General features: G+C 53.8%; 21 protein-coding genes. 11 read left to right on the top strand and 10 right to left on the bottom strand.

All coding sequences use genetic code 11. From position 1 onward, the window contains the following. Positions 1-523 precede the first annotated feature (523 nt). The 3 genes from GURA_RS20490 (at position 524) to GURA_RS24470 (ending at position 3661) form a co-directional block, all read left to right on the top strand. The gene (locus GURA_RS20490) at positions 524-2119 is read left to right on the top strand and encodes an acetyl-CoA hydrolase/transferase C-terminal domain-containing protein (protein ID WP_011940810.1); all 1596 of its coding nucleotides are present in this window, start codon (positions 524-526) and stop codon (positions 2117-2119) included. A 262-nt stretch (positions 2120-2381) separates the two neighbouring features. Then, a complete protein-coding gene (locus tag GURA_RS20485; RefSeq protein ID WP_011940809.1) occupies positions 2382-3473 on the top strand; it encodes a phosphotransacetylase family protein in 1092 nt (363 codons plus the stop codon). A gap of 23 nt (positions 3474-3496) precedes the next feature. After that, positions 3497-3661, top strand: a complete 165-nt coding sequence (locus GURA_RS24470) for a hypothetical protein (RefSeq protein ID WP_157046257.1) — start codon at positions 3497-3499, stop codon at positions 3659-3661. Here the strand turns inward: GURA_RS24470 and GURA_RS20480 are convergent. Beyond that, the gene (locus tag GURA_RS20480; RefSeq protein WP_041246187.1) at positions 3658-4611 is read right to left on the bottom strand and encodes an HD domain-containing phosphohydrolase; all 954 of its coding nucleotides are present in this window, start codon (positions 4609-4611) and stop codon (positions 3658-3660) included. The genes GURA_RS24470 and GURA_RS20480 overlap by 4 nt on opposite strands. Before the next feature lie 259 nt (positions 4612-4870). Here GURA_RS20480 and GURA_RS20475 point away from each other — a divergent pair, with 259 nt between their 5' ends. Together GURA_RS20475 and GURA_RS20470 are read left to right on the top strand one after the other, a co-directional pair. Next, positions 4871-5509 carry an OmpH family outer membrane protein gene (locus GURA_RS20475; RefSeq protein ID WP_011940807.1) on the top strand — a complete coding sequence of 213 codons (639 nt, stop codon included), beginning with the start codon at positions 4871-4873 and terminating at the stop codon, positions 5507-5509. 178 nt (positions 5510-5687) lie between these two features. Then, the gene (locus GURA_RS20470) at positions 5688-7319 is read left to right on the top strand and encodes an ABC-F family ATP-binding cassette domain-containing protein (protein ID WP_011940806.1); all 1632 of its coding nucleotides are present in this window, start codon (positions 5688-5690) and stop codon (positions 7317-7319) included. A 62-nt stretch (positions 7320-7381) separates the two neighbouring features. Here GURA_RS20470 and GURA_RS20465 read toward each other — a convergent pair whose 3' ends face one another. After that, entirely contained in the window at positions 7382-7738 is a 357-nt protein-coding gene (locus tag GURA_RS20465) for a nuclear transport factor 2 family protein (protein WP_011940805.1), read from the bottom strand. A gap of 223 nt (positions 7739-7961) precedes the next feature. Next, positions 7962-8561, bottom strand: coding sequence for a hypothetical protein (locus GURA_RS20460; protein ID WP_011940804.1), 600 nt, complete (start codon positions 8559-8561; stop codon positions 7962-7964). A 270-nt stretch (positions 8562-8831) separates the two neighbouring features. Here GURA_RS20460 and GURA_RS20455 point away from each other — a divergent pair, with 270 nt between their 5' ends. The 3 genes from GURA_RS20455 to GURA_RS20445 all read left to right on the top strand — a co-directional run bounded on the left by GURA_RS20455 (position 8832) and on the right by GURA_RS20445 (position 10407). Further along, complete coding sequence (locus GURA_RS20455) at positions 8832-9065, top strand: hypothetical protein (RefSeq protein ID WP_041245590.1); 234 nt, start codon at positions 8832-8834, stop codon at positions 9063-9065. A gap of 200 nt (positions 9066-9265) precedes the next feature. Further along, complete coding sequence (locus GURA_RS20450; RefSeq protein ID WP_011940802.1) at positions 9266-10096, top strand: CvfB family protein; 831 nt, start codon at positions 9266-9268, stop codon at positions 10094-10096. Between the two features lie 110 nt (positions 10097-10206). Then, on the top strand, positions 10207-10407 hold the full coding sequence (locus tag GURA_RS20445; RefSeq protein WP_011940801.1) for a cold-shock protein: 201 nt from the start codon (positions 10207-10209) through the stop codon (positions 10405-10407). Between the two features lie 317 nt (positions 10408-10724). Here GURA_RS20445 and GURA_RS20440 read toward each other — a convergent pair whose 3' ends face one another. Then, the gene (locus tag GURA_RS20440) at positions 10725-10925 is read right to left on the bottom strand and encodes a cold-shock protein (RefSeq protein ID WP_011940800.1); all 201 of its coding nucleotides are present in this window, start codon (positions 10923-10925) and stop codon (positions 10725-10727) included. 330 nt (positions 10926-11255) lie between these two features. Here GURA_RS20440 and GURA_RS20435 point away from each other — a divergent pair, with 330 nt between their 5' ends. Then, positions 11256-13352 carry a methyl-accepting chemotaxis protein gene (locus GURA_RS20435; RefSeq protein ID WP_083764980.1) on the top strand — a complete coding sequence of 699 codons (2097 nt, stop codon included), beginning with the start codon at positions 11256-11258 and terminating at the stop codon, positions 13350-13352. A gap of 24 nt (positions 13353-13376) precedes the next feature. On the opposite strand, the gene GURA_RS20430 is transcribed toward GURA_RS20435, so the two are convergent. The 6 genes from GURA_RS20430 to xerC form a co-directional block, all read right to left on the bottom strand. After that, positions 13377-13775, bottom strand: a complete 399-nt coding sequence (locus GURA_RS20430) for a CoA-binding protein (RefSeq protein WP_011940798.1) — start codon at positions 13773-13775, stop codon at positions 13377-13379. A 45-nt stretch (positions 13776-13820) separates the two neighbouring features. Continuing rightward, the gene (locus GURA_RS24830; RefSeq protein WP_011940797.1) at positions 13821-14024 is read right to left on the bottom strand and encodes a DUF4177 domain-containing protein; all 204 of its coding nucleotides are present in this window, start codon (positions 14022-14024) and stop codon (positions 13821-13823) included. A 128-nt stretch (positions 14025-14152) separates the two neighbouring features. Further along, positions 14153-14698 carry a YaeQ family protein gene (locus tag GURA_RS20420; RefSeq protein WP_011940796.1) on the bottom strand — a complete coding sequence of 182 codons (546 nt, stop codon included), beginning with the start codon at positions 14696-14698 and terminating at the stop codon, positions 14153-14155. An 87-nt stretch (positions 14699-14785) separates the two neighbouring features. Further along, a complete protein-coding gene (locus GURA_RS20415) occupies positions 14786-15244 on the bottom strand; it encodes a YaiI/YqxD family protein (protein ID WP_011940795.1) in 459 nt (152 codons plus the stop codon). A gap of 81 nt (positions 15245-15325) precedes the next feature. After that, positions 15326-15757, bottom strand: a complete 432-nt coding sequence (locus tag GURA_RS20410) for a hypothetical protein (RefSeq protein WP_011940794.1) — start codon at positions 15755-15757, stop codon at positions 15326-15328. A gap of 85 nt (positions 15758-15842) precedes the next feature. Further along, the gene (gene xerC, locus GURA_RS20405) at positions 15843-16727 is read right to left on the bottom strand and encodes a tyrosine recombinase XerC (protein ID WP_011940793.1); all 885 of its coding nucleotides are present in this window, start codon (positions 16725-16727) and stop codon (positions 15843-15845) included. Positions 16728-16796: 69 nt separating this feature from the next. Here xerC and GURA_RS20400 point away from each other — a divergent pair, with 69 nt between their 5' ends. Both GURA_RS20400 and GURA_RS20395 read left to right on the top strand, forming a co-directional pair. After that, positions 16797-17924 (top strand): DUF362 domain-containing protein, encoded by a 1128-nt coding sequence (locus GURA_RS20400; protein WP_011940792.1) that lies wholly within the window; start codon positions 16797-16799, stop codon positions 17922-17924. 599 nt (positions 17925-18523) lie between these two features. After that, complete coding sequence (locus tag GURA_RS20395) at positions 18524-20047, top strand: lytic transglycosylase domain-containing protein (protein ID WP_011940791.1); 1524 nt, start codon at positions 18524-18526, stop codon at positions 20045-20047. The last annotated feature ends 35 nt before the right edge of the window (positions 20048-20082 follow it).

The following is a 20082-nucleotide window of genomic DNA, read 5'->3' as shown; positions in this document are numbered from 1 at the left end:
GGCCACCGGCAACACTGGTTGACAGATAAGAGGAGTATGACGACGCTGCTCACCATTGCTTCTGATGTAGCTTCCTGTTCAAGAAGCGCCCTTCGCAACGGAGGCGAAGCGGCCATTGATCTTCAGCAAATCAAATAAAACAGCAGTTCACTCTCGATGTGCAGGACACCTTGAAAAGACGCACCCCTGTCCGGCTGTCACTTGTTATGTATAATTATCAGCTTGAAATAATTTGAGTCGTTGCTCTCCGAATAGAGGGGGAAATGCAAAACTCTTCAGTCGCACGACTGTCTAAATGAGCTATTTTGTTGTTTTTTTTAAAATCAGCCGGCAATGGTGCAAATCGTAGTCGAGCGTTTTTTAGCTTGACTAAAGGGGGGCTGTTGAGTAAAATCCAGGTCCTGTCATTTTGTATACACACCGCTTGCCAATGATTAAATCACCATGAACAGCTGCGCTGGCGGTCCAATTTCAAGGTCTTTGGGATCTTGTGTAAACATCAAAACAAAACAGGAGGAAGAAAATGTCTGAGTACGGCACACTGCAAGACCGCGTACGTTGCAAGTCCCTTTTGAACAAGGTCATGAAGCCCGAGGAGACCGTGCAGTTCTTCAAGAACGGCATGAACCTCGGCTGGTCCGGCTTCACCCCTGCCGGTTATCCGAAGGTGGTACCCATCGCTTTGGCTGACCACGTAGAGAAAAACGGACTGCAGGGCAAGCTGAAGTTCAACCTGTTCATCGGCGCTTCCGTCGGTGCCGAGACTGAGGACCGCTGGGCCACCCTCGACATGATCGACCGCCGCTGGCCGTATCAGACCGGCAAGAACATCGCCGCCGGCATCAACGAAGGCCGCATCCGCATGGGTGACAAGCATCTTTCACTGTTTGCCCAGGACCTGGGCTACGGCTTCTATACCAAGGACTCGGAAAGCGGCAAGCTTGACCTCGCCATTATCGAAGTTTCGGCCATAACCGAAGACGGCGGCCTGGTCCCGACTTCATCCTGCGGCGTCATCCCGGAAATCCTGATGATCTGTGACAGGATCATCATCGAGGTCAACACAGGCGAGCCCTCCTTCGAAGGTATCCATGACCTGCTCACCCCGGCGACCCCCCCCAACCGCCAGCCGTTCAATATCGTCAAGGCCGGTTCCCGCATCGGTTCGACCTCGATTCCGTGTGACCCGAGCAAGATCATCGCCGTGGTCGAGTCCAAACTCCGCGACCAGGGGCGCGCCTTTGCCGAGCAGGACGACACCTCGGAAGCGATCGCCGGCCACGTCATCGAGTTCTTCACCCACGAAGTGAAGGCGGGCCGTCTGCCGAAGAACCTGCTGCCGCTCCAGTCTGGGGTCGGCTCAATCGCCAACGCCGTCATCGGCGGCCTGGCCAAGGGGCCCTTCTCAAATCTGACCGTCTACACCGAGGTGCTCCAGGATACCATGCTCGACCTGTTCGACTCGGGCAAGCTGGACCACGCCTCTTCCTGTTCGCTCTCCCTCTCCGCGTCGCCGGGCTTCCCGCGCTTTTTCGAGAACATGGACAAGTACTTCGACAAGATTACCCTGCGGCCGCTATCCATCTCCAACGCGCCGGAGCCGATCCGTCGTCTGGGTTGTATCGCCATGAATACCCCGGTTGAAATCGACATCTATGCCCACGCCAATTCGACCCTGGTCGGTGGCACAAGGATGATCAACGGCCTTGGCGGTTCCGGCGACTTCCTGCGCAACGGCTTCCTGAAGATTATGCACACGCCGTCGTCACGTCCCTCCAAGACCGATCCGAACGGCATTTCTTGCGTGGTGCCGCATTGCTCTCACATCGACCACACTGAGCACGACCTTGACTGCGTCGTTACCGAGCAGGGTCTGGCCGACCTGCGCGGGATGGCACCGAAGGAGCGCGCCAAGCGGATCATCGAAAAGTGCGCCCACCCGGATTACAAGCCGATCCTTTCCGAGTACCTGGAAATTGCCTCCGCGGACTGCCTCAGGAGAAAGGTTGGCCACGAACCGCAACTGTGGGACCGCGCCTTCAAGATGCACCTCAACCTGGAGCGCAACGGCACCATGAAGATCAAGAACTGGGATGTAAAGGTCGACCTTTGCGAGTAACAAGTATCGAGTGATAACGCGATGTAATGCAAAAGCCCCATGGAATTTCCATGGGGCTTTTTTTTCGTCGCTCAGGTCGGAGTCGGCTCAAATCTTACCAGCGTAACTCTTATCTGGCGCCGAAAGCCCGGCGAATTTCCCCTGTCCTGAAAACGTATACTGCACATTCCGTATACGTCCTTGTACCCTGTGTATGCATCCCACTATATTTACATACACGAGGAGATTTTTACAGTCAACGGGTGCGACAGGGGATTCAGGGATGTGCAAGAAAATCTTTATTGCGGCGACGGGCCAGCATTGCGGGAAAACCACCATCAGCGTTTCGCTGATGCATCTGGCCAGAAAAAAATATGGACGGGTCGGCTTCATCAAGCCGATCGGCCCTAAATGCACCGAATTCAACGGCATTACCATGGACAAGGATGCGGCGCTCATGGCTAAAATCTACGGCCTTGAGGACGATGCCGCCTTCATGTCGCCGGTGGTGCTGGGGAAGGGCTCCACCAAGAGATTTCTGGACGGTGAAATACCGTCCTGCTACCACGAAGATGCCATCGCCCGTTCCTGTGCGGAGTTGGAAAAAAAGAACGATTTCCTTATCATCGAAGGGGCAGGACATGGCGGGGTTGGCTCGGTCATCGGCCTGAACAACGCCCGGGTTGCGAAACTGCTCAATGCGCCGGTAGTGATGGTAACCGGCGGCGGCATTGGAAACGTGATAGATTCCGTGCAACTGAATCTTGCCTTGTATAAGCAGGACGGCGTTGACGTCCGGCAAATACTGGTCAACAAGCTGCTTGCGGAAAAGCGCACCTGCTCACTGGATTACCTGCAGCGTGCTTTCAGTGGGCGGGAGCTAAGCGTTGCCGGGGCATTCGACTATTCCCCCGTCCTTGCCAACCCGACCCTCCAAAGCATCTCCCGGCTGTTCGGACTTCCCCTCCATGGCGATGCCGGGGAAAAAGGACGCATCGTCCACCATGTGCAGCTCGGGGCCGCCTCCTCCCAGCGGGTAATCGACGGCCTGCTGGAATCGACCCTCCTCATCACCACCAGTTCCCGGGACGAACTGATCGTCACGGCTTCCTCCCTGTATCAGATTCCAGACTTTCGGCAGAAGCTTGCTGGGCTTGTCATCCCCGGCTATGCGCCCATATCTGCCATCAGTCAGAAAATCCTTGACGACAGCCGGATACCCTATATCCGTACCGAGGAGAGAACCGCCGATGCCTTTACGCGACTTTCGGATCATGTGTCGAAGATCTCGGCGCAAGACGAAGAGAAGCTTTCCCTTATCACCTCCCTGGCGGAGTCCGTTATCGATTTTGAGGCTATCGATGGACTGCTCTGATATTTTGGAGATTCTGCTTTAACGTGAATTCTTTTCTTGCCGGGGAAGTGGCGACCCTGATTTTGATGATGCAGATCAACAAAACGGTATTCGATTGGCTCAGGAACCATATCAGCCAGATGGACAAGGCTTTGGCGGAATTTCTGCGGACGTCGGCAGGATGTGCCGATTTGATCGCTTTAGTTTAGTCCTGAAAATCAACCTTGAGGATTGCAAACAGTGCATCTACAATCTCGGGATCGAGGTTGGTCCCCCGCATTTCTACCATGGTTTCCATGATGTTTTCCCGGGATAATTTTTTGCGATAAGGTCTGTCCACAGAGAGTGCATCGTAAACATCCGCAACGGCAACGATCCGGGCTTCCAGGGGAATGTTGTCGCCATGGAGGCCGGAGGGGTATCCCTTGCCGTCGTAGCGTTCGTGGTGATAGAGAACGATATTCTGCACCGTTATGGAAAGATTTGCCTTGCGTACCACGCTGCACCCCCAAGCCGAGTGCTTCTTTATCAGCTCGAACTCCTCGTCAGTCAGTTTACGGTTGGCATTGAGAATCGCCTCAGGCACACCGATCTTGCCGCAGTCATGGAGCCAGCTGCCGAATTTAATTTCCTCCTGTATGGTCTCTCCGATCCCCAAATCCTTGGCGATTTGCAGCGCCAATGTGGCAACCCGGTCGCAGTGCCCTTTGGTAGAGGCATCTTTCAGTTCGATGGTTTGAGCTAGTGAGTGCAGGACAAATTCATCCTCTCTCTTTATGGATTGCAGAATGCGGAATCTGCGTATCCCATCTTTTACTGCCCTAATCATCTCCGAATTCTTCCAGGGTTTGACGACAAAGCGGAAAACCTCGCCGTTATTAATGGCGGAAAGCGCAGTGGCAAGGTCTGCGCTGCCAGTCATCATGATCTTTACGGTGTGCGGGGAAATTTCCTTGATCTTTGTAAGGAGCTCCAGGCCACACATGCCGGGCATCTGGTTGTCGGCCACAATCACGCATATTATGTTCTGGTTGATAACATCCAGCGCTTCCAAGGCAGAGTTGGCAGTTAAGATGGTCAGTCCCTTGTTCTCGAAGAGGCTTCTGGTGTAATCAAGGTAAACTTTCTCGTCATCGACAAACAATATGGTTTCATGCATGGCCAACCCCTGTTCGAATGCAATTCGAAGAAACTTATCCCTTCTGTCGAGGGTATAACTCTTATCGGCAGTTTTGTCGGCAAACATGAGGAGAATGTCCTGCATATTCTATTAATGGACAAATCGTGATAGGGCTGTAAAAGGGTGTGTGTGCGAGGTCGGTGCGTTCTTTGTTTGCCTAATGGGTGAAAACGCGCTATCCTTTTCGCGCTGAGACAAATCAACGGTCGGGTGAAGCCTGCCGGAATGAGGTACTGGAATGTATAAACCATTGAGGAAAATCTTTGTCGCCGTCCTTCTTGCTACCTTGCCAATCTTGGCTGGCGCAGAGGAAACCAAGCCCGTTCCTGAACCGAAAGTCGAAACAGTTGTGCAACCGGCTTTACCGGCCTTGACAAGCCCTGCAGTGAAAGGCGTTGAACCGGGCAAGGCAGAACGGACCATAAAGTTCGGCTATGCGGATATGCTCAAGCTGGGCAGCGAATCGGTCCAGGGTAAGGCGGCCAAAGCCCGGTTCGAGGAAAAATCCGATAAATATAAAAGCCAGATCGCGGCCAAACAGAAGCAGCTGGAAAAAAAGAAGGCCGCGATCCAGGCAAAGCTGGCGACCTTAACCCCAGAACAGCGGGCGGCCAAGGCCAAGGATTTTGAGAAGAAGGTCGAGGAATACCAGAAGTTTGTCCAGAAAGCGGAAAATGAGATGCAGGCCTTTCAGGAGGAGATTTCCCGCAAGCTCTACCAGGATATCGAGCAAGCCGCTGTTGCTTACGGCAAGGCCAACGGTTACACGGCCATCTGCGTAAAGAAGGATATCCTCTATCTCGGCAGCGGGGTGGATGTGCAGGACGTAACGGATGCAATTTTAAAGCTTGTGAACGAAAAGGGACAAAAGCCGTAACATAGGAAACTCTGCATTTTTGCTCAGCGCCTCTGTAAAGTTGTTCTTCTTGATGAAAAAAGTCTGCAATTGCAGACTTTTTTTATGCCCATCTTTCCTTGGGAAAATTTAAGTTGTCACCCGGCCAACCGGCGTGCTAACAAAATCAATATACTATTCAACGCATGGAGATCCCCGGATGATTCACCTGTCGAACATTACCAAGCAGCACGGCTCGCAGCTTCTTTTTCGCGATGCGAGTTTTCAGATACTTCCCGGTACGCGGACCGGGCTGGTGGGTCCCAACGGCGCCGGCAAGACCTCGGTTTTTCGCATTATTACCGGCGAGGAGGAGGTTGACGCAGGGGAGATCACCCTCGCCAAAAGGACCACCATCGGCTACTTTTCCCAGGATGTAGGGTATATGTCGGGGCGCTCGGCACTGGAAGAGGTGATGGCCGGTGCAGGGGATACGGTCCGGCTTGCAGCTGACCTTAAGTTGATGGAGGAGGCCATGTGTCGGCCCATGTCCGACGACGAAATGGCAGACCTTCTTGAGCGCTACGGTGCAGCCATGGAGGAGTTCGAGCACAAGGGCGGATACGACCTGGACTCCCGCGCCCAGGCGGTACTGACCGGCCTCGGTATCGGGCCGGACCGGTTTAACAATCCGGTGGAGTCCTTCAGCGGCGGCTGGAAAATGCGCATTGCCCTGGCAAAGATCCTGACCCTGAAACCGGACGTACTTCTCCTCGACGAACCGACCAACCACCTGGATGTGGAGTCGATCATCTGGCTGGAGGAGTGGCTGGCGACCGAGTTCAAGGGGGCGTTGCTGATGACGAGCCATGACCGCGATTTCATGAACCGCATTGTCACCCGTATCGTCGAGGTGGCCAACAAGACGGTCACCACCTACGGCGGCAACTATGACTTTTACGAGCGGGAGCGTGATATTCGCCATGAGCAGCTCCTTGCCAGCCACAAACGCCAGCAGGACATGCTTGCCAAGGAGGAGGAGTTTATCGCCCGGTTCGCAGCCCGCGCTTCCCATGCGGCACAGGTCCAGTCCCGGGTAAAGAAGCTGGACAAGATCGACCGGATCGAAATACCCCCCGAGGAGCGGACCGTACGTTTCGAGTTTAACCAGCCGCCCCGTAGCGGCGATGACGTGGTCGTAATGGATAGCCTTGGCAAATACTGGCCGGCAACCGATGGGCATGGAACCTCGGTCTTCAGCGGTGTTTCCGGCATTGTCCGTCGGCAGAACAAGATTGCCGTTGTCGGAGTGAATGGCGCGGGGAAATCGACCTTTCTCAAGGTTCTCGCAGGGCAGACCGCATCCACCACCGGCAGCGTTACTCTGGGGGCCAATGTGGAACTGGGTTACTTCAGCCAGCACGCCATGGAGGTTCTCGAACCGAAGAAAACGGTCTTCGAGACGGTGCAGGAGGCGATGCCGCTTGCCAACATCGGCGTCATCAGGAACCTGCTCGGGGCCTTCCTCTTTCAGGGGGATGCCGTGGACAAAAAGATCGAGAACCTTTCCGGGGGCGAAAAAAGCCGCGTCGTGCTGGCAACGCTCTTGGCGCGGCCGGTCAATTTTCTCGTCCTCGACGAGCCGACCAACCATCTGGATATCAAATCGCGGGAAATCCTTCTCGATGCGTTGAAGAACTTTGCCGGCACGGTCATATTGGTCAGCCATGACCGTCATTTTCTCCGCATGCTGGTGGACCGGGTATTCGAGATCGATCACGGCGAGATGCGGGTCTACGAGGGGGATTACGGGTATTATCTCTCCAAATCCAGTGCGGATCTGCAAGTGTAAAACAGCGTAGATGAGGCTTTTACAGTTTGGGGAGGGTGGTGCAGGTTATAAGATGTGGCGTTCTACGGGGTTTCGTGTGACATGGTAACGGCTTTCAGAACTTTACCGTTTTCATTGAAAAAAAGGACGTCCGCGACAAATTTATCCTCTGGCGCCCGGTAACAGATGGTAACGCTCGAATCGCCGGTTACCACCTCTACCAGTTCAAGTCGGAGGTTGGACATTTCCCCAAGGTCTTTTTCCCAGTAAGCCCGAACCTGTTTCTTTCCACGCAATGTTTCGAGACCATTGTGCGTGGAGGCGCAAGTTGAAGACCATTCGACGTCTTCGTCATAATGGGAGAGAATTGCATCCAGATTGCCGCTATTCCACGATTCGATCCAATCTGTTGCAAAAGATTTTGCTTGTTCTGGTGTCATTGCCCGCCCGCCTCATGATGATGGAAGATCTTCCCATTCCACGCCGAAACAGGCAAACCTTCCAATTGAACACCCGCCCTGATTATCTGTATATTTGCATCAAATAGGCCGCCCATAAATAATGCCTCTATCGATGAATGTCAATATTTTTATGATTATGATTTGCTTAGCTGGGAGTTCGTTGGTGCTGTCGTCTGCTTGAATTTTGAGCGTATATTGCGGGTCAGGTTTCCTCACCTTCACGGACGGTCACCTTTTTCAATCGTACACAGATATCCTTGCCGGACAGATCCCGGTAGAGGAGGGCGAGGTATTTGACGGTTGCGATCTTGTGGATGTAAGCCTGGGTCAATCTATAGAGAAGCTTTCTTAATGGTGAGGGTTTGCTGCTTCCCAAGAGGATCGGGCAATAGTCGGAGAGTTGCAGGGTTATCCGCGTTCCATCGGCAACCTGCTCGGCCATCAGGGAGAACCTGCCCCGGTCGCATTCGCCTGCCTGGACGAGAACGCCTCCCGAAATGCAGAGATCTACGGCAAACGAGCCTTCCGAGAAATGAAATTCCGGCGGGGAAAAACTGAGGATGCTCAGCGCCGTTGTGAAGAGGCGAAATTCAATGCCGCCTTCAACCTTGATCGGCCTGATCAGGGCGAGGGTGTATTCCCTGACATGGGTCAGGTAACGGTCGAGAAGGTAAATTGCAGTCAACCCTTCTGCATATCGATCCGGGATGACCATCCACTGTATGGAATATACCGAAGAATCCTGCTGCAATATCTGCTGGCAGGCAACTTCCTTTTCATCTTTCCGGACATGAACCATCATGGACTCCTCCAACGTGGAACCTATAGCACAATTGTCCGGATTTGTCCCCGCCAATAAGACCCTTGGCTGCCGCAAACCGCCGCACCCATGCCCGATTTTCTTGCACATTCAGCCATAGTTATCTGCCCTTGCCGATGCAGGGTTCCTCGAAACTGCATGAAACCGGCATTGGCGCTTCACGCTCCATCTTGGCACGTACAATGAAGAAGATGTTTAGCGGTTGAGAAAGAGACGAAGCGGGATTGGTGCATGCCGGCTAAGGAGGATAAGATGAAGACTAACGAACGTCTGTCGCTGTTTGAGGCGGCAAAGGAACTGAAAACTACCCATCTGAAGGTGCTCATGTTGCTCAAGCAGAATGCACTCACGGGGGCCATGACTGATGATGAATGGTACGTCGACCGTTCCTCACTGGACTGCTTCCTGGAGCATGGCGCCGACTTGCAGGCGCCGGGAGGGTGTCGCACTTCGTGCAACGCCAAATCATGCAGTTGCGGCGGTTAATATGAAGTCGCTTTTCAACGGGAGTCCTCTGCACAAACGAGAGTCCCTGCCTGAAGCCTGCCTTGCAGGCTTTTTTTGTTATGTGATCCGGGGGGAGATGCAAGAAAGAACTCTACAACCAGCCAGGCAAATGCTATAATCTGTGCATTAATGAAGAAGTCGTGTGAATGTGAAAAGTAATAACGGGGAATGAAAACTGAATGCTTGAAATCGGAAAGTATAATCAACTGGAAGTGAAAAAAATATCCTCCTTTGGCGCGTATCTCGCTTCGGAAGCGGGTGAAATTCTTTTGCCGCAGAAATACGCTCCTGACGGATTGAAGCCGGGCGACGTTGTCAAAGTGTTTATCTACCTGGATTCCGACGACAGGCTGATCGCCACGTCACAAATCCCGAAAGCCCAGGTCGGCGACTTTGCCGTTCTGGAGGTCAAGGATAACAGCCCGATTGGCGCCTTTCTGGATTGGGGGCTGGAAAAAGACCTTTTCGTGCCGTTCAGCGAACAGCCGGTGCCGATGAAAAAACGGGAGAAATACCTCGTCAGGTTATATCTGGATAGATCAGAGCGGATTGCAGCTTCGGCAAAGATTGGCAAATTTCTCGAAGCGGAATTAATTCCGTTGAAATTCGGCGAAGAGGTGGACCTGATGATCTACGAATTCACAGACCTCGGAGCAAAAGTCATCATCAACGGCCTCTACGCTGGGCTTTTGTTTAGAAATGAGCTTTATGGCAAGCCGGTGCCGGGTACCCGGCTCAAGGGGTATGTCAACAAAATCCGGGAAGATAAAAAGATCGACGTAACCCTGAGAAGGAGCGGTTACTCGGGGATAGACGGGAGCAAGGAGCGGATCATGAAAACCCTGGAGGCATCCGGCGGATTTCTCCCGCTCAGTGATAAAAGCTCACCGGTGTTGATCGGCGAAGTCCTTAAGATGAGCAAAAAGACCTTTAAAAAAGCAATAGGCAGCCTCTATAAGGATGGTTTTATAGAACTGACGGAAGAAAGCATCAAACTGCGAAATAAATAATGTAACAGATTAAATAGCTTGACAATGTTTAAGCAAAGCTGTTACGGTCTTTTAACGTCCGCGGATTTTCCCGGATAAAATTAACAAGAAGTATTAGGAGAAGTAAGCAAATGGCAAACGGAACAGTGAAATGGTTTAATGACAGCAAGGGGTTTGGTTTTCTTGAGCAGGAAAATGGCGAAGACGTATTTGTCCATTTCTCCGCTATCACGGGCGACGGCTTTAAATCCCTTGCTGAAGGTGATAGGGTAACGTTCGATGTGACCAATGGTCCGAAGGGCCTTCAGGCAGCCAACGTAACCAGAGTTTAATTACAAAACTCGATTCGACACGAAAAGCCCCGGAGAAATCCGGGGCTTTTTTTTGTCTGCACAGCATTCCGAGGGCGAGGCACAGCCCGGATTGCATGTTATTGATTTCTCCTCAGGCGTTTGCATAAAGGAAAAATGTAGTGACATGCAAGAACAGGGCGTAACCCCGGTGTATGGCGCTAGAATAGGGAATCCATCAGGAATCTAAATAGTTTCCATCCGGAAACCCCGGATGAGAAATTAAATATCTTTGGCCACAGGCCGGATTTTTCCTTTATCCCATGCGGGATACTATCTATATCCCCTTCCGTCCCTTTTTATACTTTCTTTACGTTGGCTGCCTGAAGGCCCTTCGGGCCCTTGACCACATCGAACGTTACCGTATCGCCTTCGGCAAGGGTTTTAAATCCTTCACCCGTGATGGCTGAGAAATGGACGAATACATCCTCACCGTTTTCTCTTGCAATAAATCCAAACCCCTTACTTTCGTTAAACCATTTCACAGTGCCTTTTTCCATTATGTTCGTTCTCCTGACGCGTTAAAATTTTCATCCGCATTATTAATGTTAACTAATTATATTGGTTCTGCTGGCAATGTCAAGTGGTTGAATCAACGTACAACATATTCATGGGCCAATGAAGTTTTAGCTAATGTGTGAAATCCTTAGAATTTGTACACCGTATTTTTGTAAACATTGTTATAAAACTGTGCTATATGTCTGCCTATTCATCAATTCAGCAGTCCTATCTTGTCATTATCAGATAATAAATACAGCAGTCAATTGTTTTGAAAAAGGATATACGTGCGATTTAAAAGCTACAGAAATTGGTCTATTCTCTGGAAAATCATGATGATTCCACTTATCAGTCTCATTCTGATCGTCTTGGGGACTGAACTGATAATCTTGCCGAAGATTGAGGCATGGTTGATGGAACAGGAGAAGCTGAAAGTCCGCAACGTGGTTGAGATTGCCTATCAACAGATCGCCCAAGGGGCGCTGGCAGTGGAGGAGGGGCGTATCTCCCTTGAAGAAGCCCAGAAGGAGGTCATGGGTAAAATCAAGCAGCTGCGTTACGGGGGGACGGAATATTTCTGGATCAATGACCTTGTCCCGCGCATGGTAATGCATCCTACCAAGCCGGAACTTGATGGCATGGACTTGGCAGACTACAAGGACCCCAACGGCAAGCATCTCTTCAAGGAGTTCATAAAAGAATGCGAAGTCAAAGGGGAGGGCTTTGTCGCCTATATGTGGCCAAAGCCTGGCGAGACGCAGCCGGCGCCGAAGATTTCCTATGTGAAACTATACAAACCGTGGGGCTGGATTGTCGGCAGCGGCTTGTACATCGATGCCTTCAAAGAAAAACTTGAAACGCTCCGTCAATTCATCCTCGCAGCATCGCTCTTCTTTTCCCTTGCCCTTGTCGTTCTTGCCTGGTCAGTCGGCCGGGGGATCAAGCGTTCCATCGACCAGGGATGCTCCTTTGCAGCGGCCGTGGCATCGGGGGACCTGACAAGGACACTTGACATTACCCGCGCCGATGAAATCGGCGATCTCGGAAACTCGCTCAATGCCATGGTCGCAGATTTGAGGTCGATGATCGGCAGAATTACCAACACTGTCCGTGAACTCGGTACAATCTCTACAGAGATCGCCCAGGCCTCGCGTACCATGATCCTGTCGGCCGAGCAGCAGGCGGCAGACGTGGCGGAAACCACAGTTGCCTCCCGAGAGATTCACCAGCTGGTCGGCAAGGTGGCTTACGGTGTAGACGGTCTCAACACCTCGGCATCTGAAAGTTCCTCATCCGTTTTGGAACTCGCTGAAAGCATCGAGACGGTGGCCCGGAACATGGAAAACCTGGCGACTTCCGTTGACGGAATCAGCGTTTCCATTATTCAGATGACCGAATCCATCAAGCAGATTGATGCCGGTGTCCAGGCCCTTACCGACACTTCAACCAGCACGGCATCGTCGGTACTTGAGTTTGATACTTCGATCCGGCAGATCGAGGCATATGCCAAGGAGAGCGCTGCAATCTCGGACGCGGTGCGCTGTGATGCCGAGACCGGCAAAAAAGCGGTCGACGAAACCATTGTCGGGATTGACGGCATTACGCACGCGTCCCGGGTAGCTGCTGAGGCGATCGGCTCTCTTTCGCAGAAGGCGCAGAGCATCGGATCAATCATCACCGTTATTGACGAGATTGCCCGACAGACCAACCTCCTTGCTCTCAATGCTTCCATCATTGCCGCACAGACAGGGGCGCACGGTAAGGGGTTCGGAGTCGTTGCTGCCGAGATTAAACAGCTTGCGGAGCGGACTACCCGCTCAACCCGTGAGATTGCTGAGGCGATTACCGGTGTCCAGAGCGAAACAAGCCGCGCTGTGAGTGCCATAGCCGCCGCCGAAGAAAGCATCAAAACTGGTGAGCAACTCTCTTTGCAAGCGGGAAATACCCTGGGTAAAATTGTGGAAGGTGTTGATCGGACGGCCGTACAAATGGCAGAAATCGCACGTGCCACACGGGAACAGGCAAAGGGCAGCGAGCTGATTCGCACTGCCATGGAGCAGGTTGCCACGATGGCAAACAGCATTGCCGACACTACGCGTCAACAGCGCAAGGGGAGCGAATTGATCCATACCGAGGTCGGCCGGGTGCGGGAATTTTCGTCTATGGTGATGCGGTCCATGAAGGAGCAGGCAACGGTCGGTGAATCGATCAGTCGCATGACGCTGCACGTGTCGGAATCGAGCAGCCGCATTCGGGAGGCGTGTGTGGATCAGACCAATGGCAGCCTGCGCATCCAGACGGTGGTGGAGAGCATCCAGCGCTCGACCTCGACAGTCCGGCAGGAAACGCGGGTGGTGGATAATGGCGTATCCAAGCTGGGCGCCAACACCGAGTCATTGCAAAATGAGATGGCTAATTTCACGCTATGATCAAGTCGCCGTCGCTGCCGGTCTTCAGTGGTCCCTGTAACCGAGAACCACGAGTATGCAGCTTCCGTCAGCGATGACGTTGATGCCGTGCTCGCGGCAAAAGTTTACCGCCCGCGGACTCTCCGCTCCCGGCTGCATCCAGATATTTTTAATCCCTTTCTGAGCTGCTTGCTCAACTACCTGCTCGGTAATCGTCGGCGGGGTGATGACCGAGATGCTTGTCACTTCGTCTGGCAGGTCGGGGACCGAGGCGACGCATGCCGCACCTTCGATCTCCTTTGTCTTCGGGTTCACCGGGATGGCCTTAAGGCCGTGCTGCTGGTAACAGCGCAAAACCCGGTTGCCATACTTTGAGCGATCTGCGGATGCGCCGACAACGCCGAAAGCCCCTGCCTTGAGAAACTCTTCTATCTCTTTTTTCATTTTACGCTCCCTGGCGGTTGTGACTTGCCATGTCTGCGCCGCCTTTTAGCTGTTCCGGCGCTTCAGCACGGCATGGTACTTGGTCTGCTTGGCGGCAGTGCGGTGCGGCAAAAAGCTGATCAGCTCCCACCCTTCGCTGCCTAGATTGTTGAGCATCCGTACACTATCGTGGAGACGCTGTTCATATTCCTCTTCATCCGCAAGTTCCATGCTGCTATAGACAATCTTGTATTCCCAGGTCATCTCCATCCCTCCCTCCCCTACGAGTGTCCTGATATTAATAGTAGCAGCAATTCCTTTCCTGTCACGAACCGGCGTTTTATGCCAACCGCTTGCCTGTGACTCGGACCCGTTGCCGCAAGGTTGGGTAGCGGATGTCATTTTTCTGCTAACTTTATATTTGCCAGGGTCGTCTCCAGGGTTTCGCCGCCGACCGTGAGGTAGATGGCGCCTTCTGTGATGGTGAGATCCCAGGCGATGGAACGCTGCAGTCGGCCGACCAACCTGGTGAGAAAAGTCTGGTCGATGCCGAGGATAGTGAGGTTGGAGATGCCGCGAAGTTTTGCCAGATGCTGCTCCTCCCAGCGGGGCAGGGCATGACCGGAGGCGAAAAGGATTACCCTCCCCACATGACGGCTTGCCTTTGCCAACCGCTCCGGATCGGGCAGGCCGACTTCGATCCAGGTAGTCACCCGACCGTCAGGTCCCTTGACCCAAAGGTCCGGCTCGTCAGCGGCGCTTACTCCCTTGGTGAAGGCCAGATCCGGCGCATAGCTGAGGGCATAGGCCAGAAGGCGCGCCACCAGGCGCTCCTCGGTTTCTGACGGGTGTTGGGCGACGGTTGCCTGCAATGTCTCGTAAAGATTGCGATCCACATCGGAAAGCTGGATTGTGGCGCGGTAAATAGTTGCGGGGAGAGCCATGGGAAACGATACTCCTTGTATTTGTAGTGGCCCTGATCTGAGTTGTGTGTCGGTACAGAGACCCCGGAGTTCTTGCCGGGGCAGAAATTATCGTTTCCGTTTTACCATGCGGGTCAGCGTGCGGTCCAGGGCAGAGGCAAACCGCTTCCGGTCGGTGAGGCCGAACTGGGCTGGGCCACCCTGGACGAGCCCGGCCGACCGTAGTTCCTGCATCAGGTCGCGGATGGAGAGTCGCTCTCCCACATTCTCCTCGGTGTAAAGTTCGCCCCGCGGGTCGAGGGCGACTCCGCCGTTGGCAACAATCCGAGCGGCCAGGGGGATGTCGGCGGTAATTACCAAGTCCTCCGGTGCCGCGTGCTCGGCAATATAGTCGTCAGCTATGTCAAACCCATCGGCAACCAGGATGGAGGTTATCAACCGCGAATGGGCCTTGGACAGATCCTTGTTGGCAACCAGGCAGACCGGCACCTGAAGACGCTCCGACGCCCGGAACACCATCTCCTTGATAACCCTTGGGCATGCGTCGGCATCAATCCAGATTTTCATGCCTACTCCTTCGAATTATCAGGTCGGTAAACCCTGCGGTGATGATAAATCGACTGCAAAACGTGAAATTTCTTGGCGGGGTCAGTAATAAGGATACCCCTTGTCTCGCCGCCGGATGAGGTGCTCCAGGAGAAAGTAGGCACGGATAAAGGGTACCCCTTTGCGAACGAGGTCGAAAAGGTCAACGACGAAATGGAAGAGGAGCCCGGCGAGAAGCGACAGCATGACCGGATAATGGAAGGCGAGAAGGCCGACGGCCAAGAAAAAATCAAAAGTGTGGAACAGGCAGAGCCCGACGTAGGGGATATCCTTTTCTATCTTCCAAAGTTCTTCGAAATAGCGGAACATCCCCCTAACATCAAACCGCCCCGTCCGCCGGATATAGAGAAAATAATGGTCCACGTCGATGAGCACACTGCCGACGGAAAAGAGGAGAATCTGCTCACCGCTCCGAAAGGGGAAACGGGCCGCGGCAGCAATACCGGTAACTGCAAGGTGCTGGGTCAGTTTCATGGGTGCAACCTCCGGGGAACCGATTGTATCCCCCTTGCCGGTGGTTGTAAAGGGCTTGTCGCAAGGTGCTGCTGGATCATCGTTGTCAGCTCCGCGCTTTGGGGTGGGCTTTGTCGTAGACCTCCATAAGCCGATCGATGCTCACATGGGTGTATTTCTGGGTAGTGGAGAGCGATGAGTGGCCGAGGAGTTCCTGGATGGCGCGCAGGTCTGCTCCCCCTTCCAGCATATGGGTGGCGAATGTATGGCGCAGGGTATGGGGTGAGACCTTCTTCATGGCGGCGATTTTTATGATGTACTTGTCGATGATGCGGGCCACGCTACGACTGGTCAGCCGCCCCCCCCTGGCGTTGAGGATCAGCGGGGCGTCCATGGAGGGATTGTTCCGTGAGGCCAGGTAGGCGGCCAATGCGTTGCGGGCATAAGTGCCCACCGGCACGATCCGTTCCTTGTTTCCCTTGCCCAGCACCCGCGCGAGCCGCTCGTCCATGTCCACGTCTCCCACATTGAGTCCGGTCAGCTCAGAGACCCTGATGCCGCACGAATAAAGGGTCTCCAGTATGGCACGGTTGCGCAGGCTCAAGCTGTCGGCGCTTTGCGGCGCTTCCACCAGAGCGGTAACCTCGTCGATGTTGAGGTGGAAGGGAACCTTTTTCTCCATTTTTGGTGTGCTGACAAGCTCGGCCGGATTTTTTGCCGCCAGTCCCTCGCGCAGCAGGTATCGGAAAAAGGCGCGGATCGCCGCAAGTTTCCTGCCGATGGAGCTCTTCTGGTGGTCTTTGTGGAGCTGGGCCATGTACCGTCTGATGAGCAAATGGGTTACGCTGTTGACGTCGGCTCCGGGACGCTGCTCCCGGTCGATGAACGCCAGGAACTGCTCCAGGTCGCTCCGATAGGCACCCAGGGTGTGTGGTGAAACATTCCGCTCAGTGGAAAGGTAGCGGCAGAATTGCTCTATTGCCTGTTTCATGGTATGACTTTAACCAATCAGCGCGGATTTTACAATGGTTTTGCCGGCCATGACAGCTTGGGAGGGAAGATGCACCTCGTTGCCATCGAGAGAGTGAATGTCTACGAAAGAGATGCAATAAAGAGCGGCATTATCCGCCTGTTGGCGCCGCTTGGCGGCATGGGTGCATTTGTCGGGCCGGGTGAGCGGGTTCTTCTGAAACCGAACATGCTTTCTGCCAAGCCACCGGAAGCAGCGGTCACCACACATCCCGAAGTCCTGCGGGCGGTCGTCGAGCTGGTGCAGGAGGCGGGCGGGGTGGCGCTCGTGGGGGATTCTCCCGGTATTGGCGGCATTGACCGGGTGGCTGAAAGGTCCGGGATGCTGTCGGTCATCAATGAAACCGGCGCGGAGCTCACGGAGTTTGCCGAGTCGGTGGAGGTTTCCGGGGCAGGCACCTTCAAGCGCTTTGCGCTGGCCCGACCTTATCTGGAGGCGGATAAAATCATCAACCTCCCCAAACTCAAGACTCACGAGATGATGACCATGACCTGCGCCGTGAAAAACCTGTTCGGTGCGGTGGTCGGACATGCAAAGGCGGGTTGGCACCTGAAGGCGGGAGCGGATCGGGAAATGTTCGCCCGGATGCTGGTAGAACTGTATCTCCTCCGCAAACCGGACCTGACCATTGTCGATGCCGTCATTGCCATGGAAGGGAATGGCCCGGGGAGCGGCGATCCCCGCCAGGTCGGACTCCTTCTCGCCGGCGCAAATGCGGTTTCGGTGGACGTCATTGCTGCGGAAATTGCAGGCATACCGAAAAAATTGCTTTATGTGGAGCAGGTTGCTGCGCGGCTCGGCATTGACGGGGCGGACAGATCGACAATCAGCACGGCAGGATTGTCTGTTGACGAAGCGTGTGTGGCGGATTTCCGTCTCCCTCACATTTCCGATGTGCAGTTCGGCCTTCCCCCCTTTCTCAAGAACCGTCTCCGCCATTATCTCACCTCCCGCCCATGCGTCATGCCGGAAAAATGCCGATTGTGCGGAATTTGCCGAGACGCCTGCCCGCCCCACGCCATTGAGATCAGGGATGGAAAGCTTCATTTCGACTACCACGCCTGCATCCGCTGTTTCTGTTGTCGCGAACTCTGTCCGGATGGTGCGCTCGATGTTAAAGATGGGGCACTGTCCAGATTAATCAAGATATTCCTATAAATTGATTTAATGGTGCGGCGGGTTGACATCGCTTTGGGGGAGGATTAATATGTAGACATCCTCGCAGAAAATATTGCGAGGGAAGGAAAATTACAGCGAAAGGAGACCTACTGACTTATGTGGACCACAATCTATATGCTTCGCCCGGTAACCCGCTGCAAAGAAGGTTGCCCTAGTTAGCCCGCCGGTTCAACGCGGCGGGCGTTCCCAAGAGGCCCCCTGTTAGTCCTGACAGGGGGCTTTACTTTTGTCGTTTTTTATCCGGCCGACATCTTCGGTACACGTATTTGCCGCTCAGTCGTTATTTTCTAACTCACACTCCATCGCCGCAAAAATCCCTTTAACATTGACAAATCAGTGAAATTCCGCTATTTTGACCCATCCAGGCTGGGGCTGTTTTGCTTGCCTTCGCCAGGTTTCTCCGCAGACGGTTCTTTGTTGTCCTGGCCATGTCCCTACGGGCTTGATATGTGGCGTAATGATGTTGCCTCTGTGCACTCCTTTCATCTCCCTTGCCGGATCAAAAAGAACCTCGATTTTCATCAGTAATTTGGATGAAACTGATATTCCCGCTTAAGTTCAGCGGAAGGTGTCTGTCAATGAATAAAATACTGCTAATGCTTGTAATGCTTCTGCCGGCGCCTTCGGCCTTCGCTGTGGATCAACCGTTTTTGCAGCAGGAGGCAATGGCGCATGAAGCAAATCTCTCCCTTTCTGATCCGGCAAAGCTTATCGGCAAAACCGAACAGTCCCGCAGCCGGCTTGCCTCCTCCACCAGCGAAGGACACCTGCTCCAGGCGCTTGAACTTCCCCCTTCCGAAATTTTCTCACTTGAAGAGGCCCTGGCCAAGCAGGTAGAAACGGACTTCGATCTCAAGCTCCCGGAAGAGGAGCTCCCCGAGTCCGACATTCCCCTGACCTTCAACAGCAAGGTAGAATATTTCACCCACTATTTCCAGACCAGCGGCAGGAAAGCCTTTTCCAAGTGGCTTTCCCGGTCGGAACGCTTTATCCCCATGATGCGGGAAGTACTGAAAAAAGAGGGGCTCCCCGAGGATCTCGTTTATCTGGCCATGATCGAGAGCGGCTTTTCTCCCCACGCCTATTCCGTTGCAAGTGCCGTGGGGCCGTGGCAGTTCATGTCCGCTACCGGCAAGCGTTATTCCCTGCGAATAGATTCGTGGATCGACGAGCGCCGTGATCCCCTCAAATCTACCGTTGCCGCAGCTTTGTACCTCAAGGAGCTCTATGCCATGTTCAACAACGACTGGTATCTGGCTGCCGCAGGTTACAATGCGGGGGAAAACAAGATCCTGCGTGCCATCAACATGTATAACAGCAGGGATTTCTGGCAGCTTTCCAAAGGCGCATACCTTAAGCGCGAGACCAAGGATTATGTGCCGAAACTGCTGGCGGCGGCAATTATTGCCAAGGAACCGGCTAAATACGGTTTTGCCGACGTCGCCTATCTCCCCCCCGTGGAGTTCGATACGGTGACGATTCCCTCCAGGACCGACCTGGAAGTGGTGGCCAAAATCTGTGAAATTCCTTACCAGGCCGTTCGGGACCTGAATCCCGAGCTGCGTCGCTGGTGCACTCCCCCCGATTATCCCGGCTACCAGTTGAAAATTCCCCGGGGAAAGAAGGCGGCGTTCGAGGCGGAGTATGCAAAGATCCCCGAGGACAAGCGTTACACGGAGAAGATCCAGTATGCCCGTTACAGAGCTAAAAAACGCGATACGCTGGCATCTGTGGCAAAGCGCTTCGGCACAACCAGTCAGGTGTTGGCGGAACTGAACAGCCTCGGCAAGGTGAAGCGGCTGCGGGGCAAGGTGCTGATTGTTCCCGTGCAGATAGCCGCCCTGGAAGGTCCGTCTGAAAAAGGTGCGCCGCGCCCTTCGCATGCCGGATCGGATAGTAAATCGTTCAACAAGTACTACACGGTTAAAAAGGGGGATACCTTGGCGGCTCTTGCCAAGCGTTTCAATGTCTCAGCCAGAATCCTCTCCCTCTGGAACAACATCAAAACCAGGGTAGCCTTGCGGCCTGGCAAGCGGATAATCGTTGCCAAGTATGTGGAGAAAAAGGGCGTGATGACGAATGCTGCCGAAGATAATGGCTGAACGCTCGCCTCGGTGAAGTGCCGTCGTTGCCGGAT

This window comes from Geotalea uraniireducens Rf4 (assembly GCF_000016745.1).
Taxonomy (GTDB): domain Bacteria; phylum Desulfobacterota; class Desulfuromonadia; order Geobacterales; family Geobacteraceae; genus Geotalea; species Geotalea uraniireducens.
This window is presented reverse-complemented; position numbering and strand designations above follow the sequence as displayed.